Source organism: Sphingobacterium sp. NGMCC 1.201703, assembly GCF_047784615.1.
GTDB lineage: Bacteria > Bacteroidota > Bacteroidia > Sphingobacteriales > Sphingobacteriaceae > Sphingobacterium.
Window position 1 is genome coordinate 1,157,718 of the sequence record NZ_JBLOHD010000001.1, and the last position, 11,922, is coordinate 1,169,639.

Here is an 11,922-nt window from a genome sequence, read left to right on the forward strand (position 1 = left end):
GATGGCAACAAATACTTATGACGCGATTGTAATCGGTTCTGGGATAAGTGGTGGATGGGCTGCGAAAGAATTGACAGAAAAAGGACTGAAAACAATTATGCTAGAGCGTGGTCGTAATATCGAACACATTAAGGATTATACTGCGCCAAACAAAATGCCATGGGAATGGCCTCATGCTGGTGGTCGTACCCAACAGATGATTGAGGACTATCCCGTATTGCGCAGAGATTATCCATTGAATGAAAAGAATCTTGATTTTTGGGTGAATGAGAAGGATAGTCCTTATACAGAGGTAAAACGTTTTGACTGGTACCGTGGATATCATGTGGGCGGTAGATCATTAATGTGGGGCAGACAATCTTATCGCCTAGGTGACCTGGATTTCGAGGCTAACTTGAAAGACGGTCATGGAGTAGATTGGCCGATCCGTTATAAAGATATCGCACCATGGTATAGCTATGCGGAAAAGTTTGCTGGTATCTCTGGAAATAGAGACGGTGTTCCTTCGCTTCCGGACGGTGATTATATGCCACCAATGCCAATGAATATTGTGGAGAAGGATCTTGCTGAACGATTGAAAAAACAATATGGTGGCCAGCGTCATTTCATTATGGGCCGGACAGCAAATATCACGGTGCCACATGAGGGCCGTGTCAACTGTCAATACCAAAATCAATGTTGGTTGGGTTGTAACTTTGGAGCTTATTTCAGTACGCAATCCGCGACGTTACCAGCAGCAAAGAAAACAAATAATTTAACACTGCGTCCGTTTTCCATCGTCACAAAGATTATCTACGATAAAAACACAAAAAAGGCGAAAGGTGTTGAAATTGTCGATGCTGAAACAAATAAAACATACGAATTCTTTGCGAAGGTGATTTTTGTGTGTGCATCGGCCCTAAACTCAACGTGGGTATTGATGAACTCTGCTACGGATGTATGGGAAGGTGGTCTGGGAAGTAGCAGCGGTGAACTTGGACACAATTTAATGGATCACCATTTCCGTTGTGGTGCCGGTGGTAAGGTGGATGGCTACCTGGATAGCTATGTCTTTGGCCGTCGTCCAACGGGGCTGTATGTACCACGTTTTGTAAACGTTGATGGGGATACAAAAAAACGTGACTATGTTCGTGGATTTGGTTATCAAGGAGCTGCAGGTAGAGGCCGTTGGTCGGGTGCTGTTGCGGAGATGGAAGTCGGTGGCGCATGGAAAGATGCCATCTGTGAAGCTGGCGACTGGACTGTGGGCTTTACAGCCTTCGGAGAGACTTTGCCGTACCATGAAAATAAAATTACGCTTGATAAGAGCAAAAAAGATAAATGGGGACTGCCTGTATTATCATTTGATGCGGAAATCAAGGATAATGAATTGAAGATGCGTGCTGACATGCAAAATGAAATGAAGGAAATGCTGGATAGCATTGGTGTTAAAGACACTTATACCTATGATAATGTATATGGTCTTGGTCAGGGTATCCATGAGATGGGAACAGCGCGTATGGGGCGTGATCCAAAGACTTCAGTATTGAATGGCAATAATCAGGTTTGGGATGCACTGAATGTATTTGTGACAGACGGTGCCTGTATGACTTCTGCTGGTTGTGTTAACCCTTCACTTACTTATATGGCACTTACTGCACGTGCGGTCGATTTTGCGGTTAGTGAATTGAAAAAAGGTAATATCTAATAGCTAAAGATTGATAATAATGGAAAATAACTCAAATAAGTCGAGTAGAAGAGATTTTATAAAGACTGCGGCAACCGCTGCAGCAGCCTTTATGATCGTTCCTCGTCATGTATTAGGGGGAAATGGTTTCATCGCTCCTAGTGATAAGTTACAAATAGCTGGTATTGGTGTAGGTGGTAAAGGATTCAGCGACATTAACTCCTTTCATGATTCAGGTAAAGCGGATTTAGCGTTTTTATGTGATGTGGATGATCGTCGTGCAGCAGGTGCATTGAAACGTTACCCAAAAGCGAAATATTATAAAGATTACCGTGAGATGTTGGACAAAGAGCATAAACGCATTGAAGCTGTTTCTATTTCTACTCCGGATCATCAACATGCGATTCAGGCCTTGGCAGCGATGCAATTGGGTAAGCACGTCTATGTGCAGAAACCTTTGACTCATGATGTCTGGGAAGCGAGAGCGCTGACGCATGCGGCCAAGAAATATAAAGTAGTTACCCAAATGGGAAATCAGGGTGCATCTAATGATGGACCACGTTTTGTCCGTGAATGGTACGAAGCCGGTTTAATCGGTGATGTACATACGGTATACTGTTGGACTGACCGTCCGGTATGGCCTTCAGGTATTGCATGGCCGACTGGCAAAGCCGAAATTCCGAAAGAATTGGATTGGGACCTTTGGTTAGGTACCGCGCCATACAAAGAGTATGTGGATAAATTGGTGCCTTTCAACTGGCGCGGCTGGTGGGATTATGGTACCGGTGCACTGGGTGATATGGGCTGTCACTTGTTGGAAGTTCCTTTCAGCACCTTAGGCCTGACCTATGTACAGGATGTGCAGGCAACAGTAGGTTCTGTTTATGTGGATGAATTCAAACGTGGTTATTTCCCAGAAAGCTGTCCGCCGTCAAGTCACGCGACATTGACTTTCCCTAAAACTCCACGTACAAATGGCCCGGTAACATTACATTGGATGGACGGTGGTATTCAACCAGCACGTCCAGATGAATTGGGTCCAAATGAAATCTTTGGTGATGGTGGTAACGGTATTTTACTCGTAGGTACCAAAGGTAAGATCCTTGCGGACACTTACGGTCAGAATGCACGTCTGTTGCCAACATCAAGAAAAGATCAGGTAGCGCAGAAATATGCACGCGTACCGGGACAAGAAGCTGGTCACTATGCGCAGTGGGTAGAGGCTTGTCAAGCGGGTTACGGCAAGAAAGAGGTGAGCTCACCGTTTGAGATTGCAGGTCCTTTGACAGAAGCTTTATTGATGGCCAACCTGGCAATCAGAGGTGCTGATTTACGTATTGACGGAAAATATCCGGGACGTAACCTCAAATTGTTATGGGATAATGACAATATGCGTGTGACGAATTTTGATTATGTGAATCAATATGTCAAACGTAATTACAGACAGGGTTGGGAAATGAAATATAATTTCTAAAATTAAGATATTTAGTAGTATGAATAGAAGAGAAGCATTACAACGGGTTGCCTTGATTTTAGGAGGTACCGTTATCGGCGCCAATTTATTTCTGGAAGGCTGTACACGCTCGGCCACAAAGGATGTAGCGGCTTTATTTGAGGCAAAAACAACCGATTTGTTGGGCGATTTAGCGGAAGCTATTTTACCTAAAACTGCAACTCCGGGTGCGAAAGAAGCTGGTGTAGGAAGCTTTATTCCAGTAATGGTCCGTGACTGTTACACGGAGAAGCAACAGAAAGCATTTTTAACAGGTTTTGCAAGCTTGGATACCAAAGCGAAAGAAGTAAAAGGAAAACCTTTCCTTGAACTTTCTGCTGAAGATCGTACAGCGGTAGCAGCAGCTTTGGATAAAGAAGCAAACGAATTTAATAAAAAGCAGGAAGAGGAGCAAAAAGATATCCGCGAGAAAAATAAAGAAAAACAAAATCAATTGTACAATTACGTAGAAACTGATCCACCGCACTGGTTCACGATGTTTAAACAATTGACGTTGACAGGTTTCTTTAACTCCGAATTGGGTTGTACAAAAGCTTTGCGTTTTGTCAAAATCCCTGGAAAATATGACGGAAACTTCCCTTACAAAAAAGGAGATAAAGCATTCGCATAGTAACTATGTTCTGCGCAAAATAAAAAAGGAGGCTTAAGCCTCCTTTTTTGTCTTATTTCGATTTTTATTTTGTTTCCACCTCCAGGGCAAAGTGAATCCGTTGCTGTTTTGTCACAGTCATAAAATAGCCCTTGTCCGTTGAATCGCCGTTAAGGTCTACCGTATCATTGTGGCGTAGTTCCCGGAGATAGTTCATCTCCAAGGATTTGATCTGATTGGTCAGTACAAGTTCGATGGGAAGCCTATCCATACACCAATCCAGGTATTTGACGTTATTGGCATGATTGACAATATCAAGGTCGGACAACTTGACAATATATTGATCTATATTTTTGACAGGCTGGGAGATATTCAATTTTGAGAACGGTCGCTGTGTTGCGGGACGGTCAGGATAAGTTGTAAAATCCTCTGTGGAAATAGCCAGATCTTCCGAACTTCTTTTTACCGTATTGATGACGGCCCAATAGCTCGTGGCAGTGACATAGACTTGTCCATTGACCGAAATTTCAAAATTACGCGTAGAACGGGCCCCTTCAAGTTCCTGTACCCAGGTTTTTACCTGAACAATATCCATCCATTTGGGCAGCCTATTGATTTCAATACGCATTCTACTGAGTACCCAGGTCTGATTATGTTTGGCCATTTCCTTAAAACCGAAACCAACTTGAGTGGCATGTTCCCCAGCGGTAAGCTGAAGAATATTTGACAAATCGGAGAAACGGATACGGCCATTAGAGTAACATTGCGTGAAATAAATTTCCCAGTTTTTCTCAAAGACTGATTTTTCCATCTGTGTTTAGTTTTATGCAAAATTAGGCAATATGACTGATTTGTGCCTCAAATTCAAAATGAAATGACATAATTTTAAGATATTCCGATCATATGAACTGTTGCACAGTTTTTGAACCTAACCAGACAAAAAAGGCGAAAACTGCCAATCGTTTTTTTATTGTAAAATAAATGATAGTTTTCAGTTATTTAATTGATTATTATCATCGGATTAGGTAGATTTAAATAAGCCAATGGCATTATTTAATAAAATAAGATTGGTTATATCACGTTATATTTAGTGTAGCGCGAAACATTAATTTACACATTAAATGCTAATATTATGGTTGGAGAACTAATAGCTAAAGAGGAAATTCCTCAATTTAAATTTATCCCTGCGAGTGAAGATAAGTCAGCAAGTTTTATGGATAAATTAAAAGGGGCCCTTCGCTTGGGAAATGAATTTAAATCCAAGACTGAAATAGCCTTTCAAACAGATTCCGGACCAAAGCGTATCGAAACCACGGTGTGGTCATTAACCGATAGATATATCCAGATCAAGAGTGGTGTACTGATTCCACTAAGGTCTATTATTGCAATTGATTATTAATGAGCATGGCTCCTAATAAAAAAGCTCCCTTAATATAAAGGGAGCTTTTTTGTGAATTATCTATTTCTATTGCTCAGAAAGAGCCTTCAGTTGAATTCCATGACTATTGGCGCTTATAAGAACGTAAAGTTTTTTTATGAGCATTGCATAAGGTCATTATATTATTTTCATACACTTTGTCGATGTTTTTCTTGCCCGGTTTCAACGCGCGAATAGCATCGTGTCCGCTGCCCACTCAGGGTAAAATAGACGCTGCGAACTAATAAGTTTCACCTGTTAACTCTTTCAGGCGTATCTCTGAAACTTTCGCATCGTATTGTGCGGTATAACTCCGTGTCATGGCATTGATATAATTTAGCTGCGCCGTTCTGACTTCGAGGGTCGTAATCGTCCCGATCCGAAATTTATCCATGGTGATAGTTAGATTTTCTTTTGCGAGTTCTTCATTCTTTTTTTCTACCTGCGCCAGTTCGATGTTGGTGATATAGGTTTGAAAAAGTGTACGGACTTGCGCCTGTATATTTTGTTTTTGTTGTTGGATCTGTAGTTCGGTATTCTGTACCTGGAATTTGGCGATCCGTTCATTTCTGTTTTGAAGAAATCCATTGAAGATATTCACCGAGGCGGTCACACCATAGTTGAGTCCTTTATTTTTGTTTTCGGTCGAGAAGCCCAATGAAGAGTGAGATTCATTCCAGTTGTAGCCGGTATTGAGGCCTATTTTGGGATAACGCTCGGCTTTTATCGATTTGAGGTTCAGTTCGGCAACTCTTTTATTGATAAGGGCCAATTGAATCTGCGGGTTCTGTTGGTCGGCAATCTGGATCAGATCTCCCAGTTTAAGGTCAGTATCCAGTTTCATTTCGTCCTCAACCTGGAAATCTATGCCCAGATCGCGGGTCATGAGCTGGTTTAGGTATGTTTTTGTATTTTGAAAGCTCTCGCGTTGGCGTAACAGGTTGGTTTGGTCGGTGTTTAGATCCACTTTCGCATTCAGTAAATCCAGTTTGGATCCCTTTCCGATTTCCAGCCTATTTTCAGCCAGCGTAACGCGATATTGCGATAGGGTAATGGTGGTGTCTAAAGCATTCAATAAACGCTTTTGTTGCACTAAGCTGTAATAGGTTGCTATAACTTCACTCAATTGACTGATGACCTCGAATTTGATTTCGGCTTCACCCTGGCGCTGGATTTCTTTGAATCTATCGCGGCGTGCAAACATGCCGAATCCATCGAAGACGGTCCAGTTGAGGTTGACCCCATAGGACATGTTATCGTTTTTGGCATTTGAAATCTGCTGCACTTGACCGTCGGCCCGTACCTGCCGGGAGTTTTGGATGGAATTGCTCCGACTGAAACTACCTGTAACGGCGGGAAGCATTCCGGCGCTGCCCGCACTTGTATTTTCGCTATCTATTTTGTGGTCATTTTTTGCCAAAAGTATATTGAAATTGTTGCTTAAAGTGGTTGCCAACGCTTCTTCCAGCGTCAACATCTGTTGTGCAGGAGCCTGAAATAGGATGACGCTAAACAGCAGTGTTAGGATTACATTTCTCTTCATGTCTGATCTATTCGTAGCTTTTAATGTTGTCAAATTCAGGTCTGTGTTTCTTTGGTCTGGACCACATGTAATAAATTGCTGGGATAATAAATAAGGTCAGGATCAGTGAGAATATAGTACCACCGACGATGACAACCCCCATACCGATACGGCTTGTGGAAGCCGCGCCCAATGACATCGCAATAGGCAATGCGCCCAGGGCAATGGCCAGACTGGTCATTAAAATGGGGCGCAGACGCGATTCGGCAGCATGCATGATCGCTTCAAATTTTTCCATCCCTTCCTCCCGCATCTGGTTGGCAAATTCAACGATTAGGATACCATTTTTCGTCACCAGACCGATCAGCATAATGGTTCCGATCTGGCTGAATATATTCCAGGTCTGATCAAATAGCCATAAACTGATCAGTGCACCGGCAACTGCCATCGGTACCGTCAGGATGATAATAAATGGATCCAGGAAGCTCTCAAACTGAGCCGCTAGTATGAGATAAATCAGTAATAAAGCGAGACCAAAAGCAAAGAGGGTATTGGAACTACTTTCGATGAAATCGCGGGATTCACCACTGAGGTCAGTGGTAAAGCTTTGGTCCAATACTTTTTCCTTGATACGGTCCATTGCGGCTATACCATCGCTCATACTCATGCCCGGAGCCAGGCCTGCGGAGACTGTCGCCGACATATACCGATTATTGTGGTAGAGTTGTGGTGGGCTACTTTCTTCGCTGACATTGACGAGGTTATCCAGCTGTATGAGCTGTCCGATATTGTTGCGCACATAAATGGAGGTCAGATCTGTCGGTGTTGCCCGTCGATCGTTTTCGACCTGTCCGATCACCTGATATTGTTTGCCATCACGCATGAAATAAGCAAAGCGCTGACCACTTAACAACAGCTGGAGGGATTGGGATACGTCGAGCACAGATACACCCATGCTTAAGGCTTTTAAGCGGTCTATCTCGACATGAAGTTCGGGTTTGTTAAACTTCAGATTGATATCTGTTGTTGAAAATGTAGGATCACTATTTACTTCGTTCATAAATTCAGGAATCTTCTCCTGAAGCTTTTCAAAATTTTGAGCCTGGATAATGTACTGTATCGGTAGGCCGCCGCGACGATTCATGGAAATGGTCGGCGTCTGTGATACATTGACACGTACACCATCGTATTTTTTTGTCCATTTGGTCAGCTCCTTCGCCACATCATCTTGTGACCTTGTACGCTCTTCGGGATCGACAAGTGTCATCCGGATACGTCCGGAGTTGACCGAACTAGGTCCGAAACCAGGGGAGGTAATATTTAAACTGATTTTGTTTTCGGGAATCGAATCGTAAACCAGTTTGTCCAGTTCCTGCATATAACGGTCCATGTATTCATAGGTAGCACCCTCGGGACCGGTGACATTGACCATGATGGCGCTGCGGTCATCATAGGGAGCAGTTTCTTTCTTGATCGAAGAGAAGATTACTGCGATGATGGCAAAACAGATCAATAAGATCGGAAAGCTTATCCATTTTAATTTCATGAATTTATCCAGCGCATTGGCGTAGCCTTTGTTCATTTTCACAAACATTGGTTCTGTCCATTCATAAAAGCGGGTCTTTTTGTGACCACCGCCTTTAATCAGGTAAGCATTCAGCATCGGGGTCAACGTCAGTGAAACAAAGGCTGACACCAGTACGGCTGACGCGATGACCACCCCGAATTCCCGAAACAACCGTCCGACGAAACCTTCAAGAAATATGACGGGTAAGAAAACCGCGGCGAGGGTAACGGAAATGGAGATAACTGCAAAGAAGATCTCTTTGGAGCCTTTCAGTGCAGCTTCAATAGGGGACATGCCTTCCTCAACTTTTTTGAAGATATTTTCGGTAACGACAATTCCATCATCGACCACAAGCCCTGTCGCCAATACAATCGCAAGTAGGGTCAGTACATTGATCGAAAAACCAAAAATGTACATAATAAAAAAAGTTGCGATAAGTGAAACGGGGATATCCAATAATGGCCGTAGGGCAATTCCCCAGTCTCTAAAGAAGAAGTAAATGATAAGCGTCACCAGAATAATGGATATCAGTAAGGTCTCAGCAACCTCAACAACCGATTTCTTAATGAACTTGGTGTTGTCAGATGCGATATTGATGCTGATATCCTGAGGGATATCCTCTTTCATCTGATCAAGCATTTTGTAAAAATTGTTCGCGATATCCAGGTAGTTTGTCCCCGGTTGCGGAATAATGGCGACACCGACCAGTTGTTTGCCATTACTGACCATCTTGGTCTCCAGATTTTCGGCATCAATTTCTGCACGGCCAATGTCTATAAATTTAACCAAGCGCGTGCTATCGGCTTTTAGGACAATATTGTTAAACTCTTCGGGCGTGGAAAGGTTTCCTACGGTTTTTACGGTTAATTCAGTGGTATTGCCAACAATTTTACCGGAAGGTAATTCAACATTTTGGTTACTTAATGCTGTACGGATATCGGAAGCGGTGATGCCGTAGGCCGCCATGCGGTCCGGGTTGAGCCATAGGCGCATGGCGTAACGTTTTTGACCATATATTTGCGTACTGCTGACCCCCGGGATGGTCTGCAGTCTTTCGGAAATAACATTCTCAGCATAGTCACTCAGGGAAAGCTTATCCCTGGTTTCGCTCTGTAGGGTCAGGGTAATGATCGGATCAGAATCCGCATCCGCTTTTGAGACTACCGGTGGGGCGTCAATATCCTGGGGCAGGCTTCTGACTGCCTGGGATACTTTGTCCCGAACGTCATTGGCAGCTTCCTCCAGATTTTTCTTTAAATCGAATTCAATGGTGATATTGCTGGATCCCTGATTGCTGGAGGATGAGATATTACGGATACCATCAATGGAGTTGATCGCTTTCTCCAACGGTTCGGTGATCTGCGATTCAATAATATCAGGGTTGGCACCAGCGTAGTTGGTACGTACCGATACGATGGCCGGGTCAATGGAGGGGTATTCGCGAACACCCAGAAAGCTAAAGCCAATGTAGCCAAATAGAATAATCGTTATATTGACGACAATGGTGAGCACAGGGCGCTTAATAAAAATAGCAGATAAATTCATTTACAGTTAGTTAGCTAATGATACTTTAACCTTTACTCCATCTTTTAAGGCAAGAACACCTGTTGTCAATACGGTATCTCCGGCACTTATGCCAGATAGGATAACAATCTCCTTATCGGTACGGGCGCCGGTTTCAACTTTAGTTTCTTTTGCGAGTCCATTCTTTAGTATAAAGACTTTTTTTCCATCCTGGACCGGAACGATTGCTTCCGTGGGAATAGCAATGGCATTATTTTCGACTTCTATCGGCAGGATGACATTGACAAAGGAACCTACACGAAGCTGCCCCTGTTCGTTTGCTGCGCGTGCACGGACAGTCAGGGTGCGGGTATTCAGGGAGACCTCAGGCTCTATGGCATAAATATTAGCTTTGATAACTGCCGGGTCATTGGCAACACTGAACTCAATGGGCGTGTTAAGTTTGACTACACTGCTGTATTTTTCCGGAATAGCAAAGGTAATCTTAACGAAATTGTCCTTAACCAAATTTGCGATCAGCGTATTGGATGAGACGATAGCACCAACTGAAATATTTCTTAGGCCAATCATGCCACTAAACGGTGCACGTACGGTTGTTTTGGAGATCTGGGCCTGAATCAGCTGGATCTGCGCCTGTGCAGTCTTTAATGCCGCACTGGCGATATCAAATTCCTCTTGACTGATTGCTCCTTTCTGGAGCAATAATTTTGCGCGACGTTCGTTTTCTGCATTCAGCTGATTCGTTGTCTGCGCCTGTTTGAGTTGCGCTTGCAATTCAATATCATCAATCTTGATCAAAGGTTGCCCCTGTTGGATACGTTGTCCTTCAATAAAGTAGATTTTTGTAATTCGACCACTGACTTCGCTTCTGATCTCCACCTTTTCTTCGGCATCGATACTGCCGGACAAATTAATGGACCGATCGGCTACAGATGATCTTGCTATAATTGCCTGCGCAGCAACAGGAACATCTTTTTTGACAGCAGATTTATCGGCTTCATTTTTGTCTTTTTTGGGATTTATGAGAAAATATCCACCTCCAATAACAGCACAGGCTAAAAGAATGTAGAGGGTCGTTTTTTTATTCATGCGGTATAGTCCTTATCTGGTTTTTTGATCTGGAGGATAAAGATAGCTTTATTCTCATGATGATACCGGTTGTCAAAAGGATTTTACAATACAGAACAGCAATAGCTGGCAACGAATCTACCGCATGTAAGTTAATGGGACTACATGCTATAAAAAAAGCTAGAAACCTATTCTAGCTTTATACGTATTATTTTTTCGCTTTAGTTGCTTTTGGTTCAACTGCTTTTGGAGCTGCATCATCCACTTTTGGTTTGATGGATGCTTTCGATAAATGCGGCCTTCTTTTTCCAAAAGAACCATTTGATATTTTTCCTCTTCTGGTTTTGATATCACCTTTTCCCATAGTATAAAATATTTTGGTTTTAACAATGTATTCTTAAGTAACCTAAATATACTATTTTCTTTTGTAACTCCAATACATTAAGTACTAAATGATTGGAAAAATTCTTTTCTGGGTTTCAATTTTGAAGTTTTGTACGAGTGTCTCAAAAAAAAGATTATTGGCAGGTTTATTTTCAGCCAGTAAATAGGGGATTTCCAAAAGCTGATCTTTTAGTTTTATTCGATAGTAACCATAGAGCAGGCCTCTTGTTGTCTGAATAGATTCGATCTTTTGTACAGCCAGCACATCCTGGAATATATTGAAAGCATAGTTTTCTGCTCGCAGTTGTTCCACAAAAACCTCGTTGGTTTTGGCATTAAACCAAATCTGTTGGCTCTTTATTTTGCTGAAGTGATTGTTAAACAGGAAGAAGTAACCAATTAAAAAAAAGGCTATTGGGAGGAGAAACAATACGATTTTAATTTTTACAAAAAGCAATATGGTAATGAGAATAAGTACCAAGCCAATAACGACATTGGAGATTGTTTTTTTTAAGGTAGATCGAATGAGAGCGGCCGGTGCTTCTATCAATTGAAAGCCCGATTTTAAGCTTTTGGCATCCGTGTCTGATGATTCGAAAAAATTGAACTTTTTTCGAATCATCAGGTAAGCGATAAGGATAATTATCCCTATGATCAATAATTTCATAGCGC

General features: G+C 42.5%; 10 protein-coding genes. 4 read left to right on the forward strand and 6 right to left on the reverse strand.

The genetic code is table 11. The features are described from left to right. Position 1 precedes the first annotated feature (1 nt). From ACK8HY_RS04785 to ACK8HY_RS04795, 3 genes are read left to right on the forward strand one after another with little or no spacing between them, the layout of a single operon-like run. Positions 2–1,687: a GMC oxidoreductase gene (locus ACK8HY_RS04785; protein ID WP_077434836.1), complete on the forward strand. Its 1,686-nt coding sequence runs from the start codon at positions 2–4 to the stop codon at positions 1,685–1,687. 19 nt (positions 1,688–1,706) lie between these two features. Then, a complete protein-coding gene (locus ACK8HY_RS04790; protein ID WP_416132927.1) occupies positions 1,707–3,140 on the forward strand; it encodes a Gfo/Idh/MocA family protein in 1,434 nt (477 codons plus the stop codon). 19 nt (positions 3,141–3,159) lie between these two features. Beyond that, entirely contained in the window at positions 3,160–3,789 is a 630-nt protein-coding gene (locus ACK8HY_RS04795) for a gluconate 2-dehydrogenase subunit 3 family protein (protein WP_077434832.1), read from the forward strand. A gap of 64 nt (positions 3,790–3,853) precedes the next feature. Here the strand turns inward: ACK8HY_RS04795 and ACK8HY_RS04800 are convergent, their stop codons facing one another. Then, positions 3,854–4,579: an acyl-[acyl-carrier-protein] thioesterase gene (locus ACK8HY_RS04800; RefSeq protein ID WP_416132928.1), complete on the reverse strand. Its 726-nt coding sequence runs from the start codon at positions 4,577–4,579 to the stop codon at positions 3,854–3,856. A gap of 321 nt (positions 4,580–4,900) precedes the next feature. On the opposite strand from ACK8HY_RS04800, the gene ACK8HY_RS04805 reads away from it, so the two are divergent. Further along, complete coding sequence (locus ACK8HY_RS04805) at positions 4,901–5,167, forward strand: hypothetical protein (protein WP_175991998.1); 267 nt, start codon at positions 4,901–4,903, stop codon at positions 5,165–5,167. Positions 5,168–5,426: 259 nt separating this feature from the next. Here ACK8HY_RS04805 and ACK8HY_RS04810 read toward each other — a convergent pair whose 3' ends face one another. From ACK8HY_RS04810 to ACK8HY_RS04830, 5 genes are all read right to left on the reverse strand, one after another. Then, entirely contained in the window at positions 5,427–6,728 is a 1,302-nt protein-coding gene (locus tag ACK8HY_RS04810) for a TolC family protein (RefSeq protein ID WP_416132929.1), read from the reverse strand. 7 nt (positions 6,729–6,735) lie between these two features. Next, on the reverse strand, positions 6,736–9,819 hold the full coding sequence (locus ACK8HY_RS04815; RefSeq protein ID WP_077434824.1) for an efflux RND transporter permease subunit: 3,084 nt from the start codon (positions 9,817–9,819) through the stop codon (positions 6,736–6,738). A 6-nt stretch (positions 9,820–9,825) separates the two neighbouring features. Beyond that, positions 9,826–10,887, reverse strand: coding sequence for an efflux RND transporter periplasmic adaptor subunit (locus tag ACK8HY_RS04820; protein WP_416132930.1), 1,062 nt, complete (start codon positions 10,885–10,887; stop codon positions 9,826–9,828). Positions 10,888–11,074: 187 nt separating this feature from the next. Then, positions 11,075–11,230 carry a 30S ribosomal protein THX gene (locus ACK8HY_RS04825; RefSeq protein WP_077434820.1) on the reverse strand — a complete coding sequence of 52 codons (156 nt, stop codon included), beginning with the start codon at positions 11,228–11,230 and terminating at the stop codon, positions 11,075–11,077. An 84-nt stretch (positions 11,231–11,314) separates the two neighbouring features. After that, positions 11,315–11,917: a hypothetical protein gene (locus ACK8HY_RS04830; RefSeq protein WP_077434818.1), complete on the reverse strand. Its 603-nt coding sequence runs from the start codon at positions 11,915–11,917 to the stop codon at positions 11,315–11,317. Positions 11,918–11,922: the final 5 nt, after the last annotated feature.

Coding starts and splice junctions, on each gene's coding strand:
- ACK8HY_RS04785 (WP_077434836.1), top strand. CDS start 2: ATGGCAACAAATACTTATGACGCGATTGTAATCGGTTCTGGGATAAGT.
- ACK8HY_RS04790 (WP_416132927.1), top strand. CDS start 1,707: ATGGAAAATAACTCAAATAAGTCGAGTAGAAGAGATTTTATAAAGACT.
- ACK8HY_RS04795 (WP_077434832.1), top strand. CDS start 3,160: ATGAATAGAAGAGAAGCATTACAACGGGTTGCCTTGATTTTAGGAGGT.
- ACK8HY_RS04800 (WP_416132928.1), bottom strand. CDS start 4,579: ATGGAAAAATCAGTCTTTGAGAAAAACTGGGAAATTTATTTCACGCAA.
- ACK8HY_RS04805 (WP_175991998.1), top strand. CDS start 4,901: ATGGTTGGAGAACTAATAGCTAAAGAGGAAATTCCTCAATTTAAATTT.
- ACK8HY_RS04810 (WP_416132929.1), bottom strand. CDS start 6,728: ATGAAGAGAAATGTAATCCTAACACTGCTGTTTAGCGTCATCCTATTT.
- ACK8HY_RS04815 (WP_077434824.1), bottom strand. CDS start 9,819: ATGAATTTATCTGCTATTTTTATTAAGCGCCCTGTGCTCACCATTGTC.
- ACK8HY_RS04820 (WP_416132930.1), bottom strand. CDS start 10,887: ATGAATAAAAAAACGACCCTCTACATTCTTTTAGCCTGTGCTGTTATT.
- ACK8HY_RS04825 (WP_077434820.1), bottom strand. CDS start 11,230: ATGGGAAAAGGTGATATCAAAACCAGAAGAGGAAAAATATCAAATGGT.
- ACK8HY_RS04830 (WP_077434818.1), bottom strand. CDS start 11,917: ATGAAATTATTGATCATAGGGATAATTATCCTTATCGCTTACCTGATG.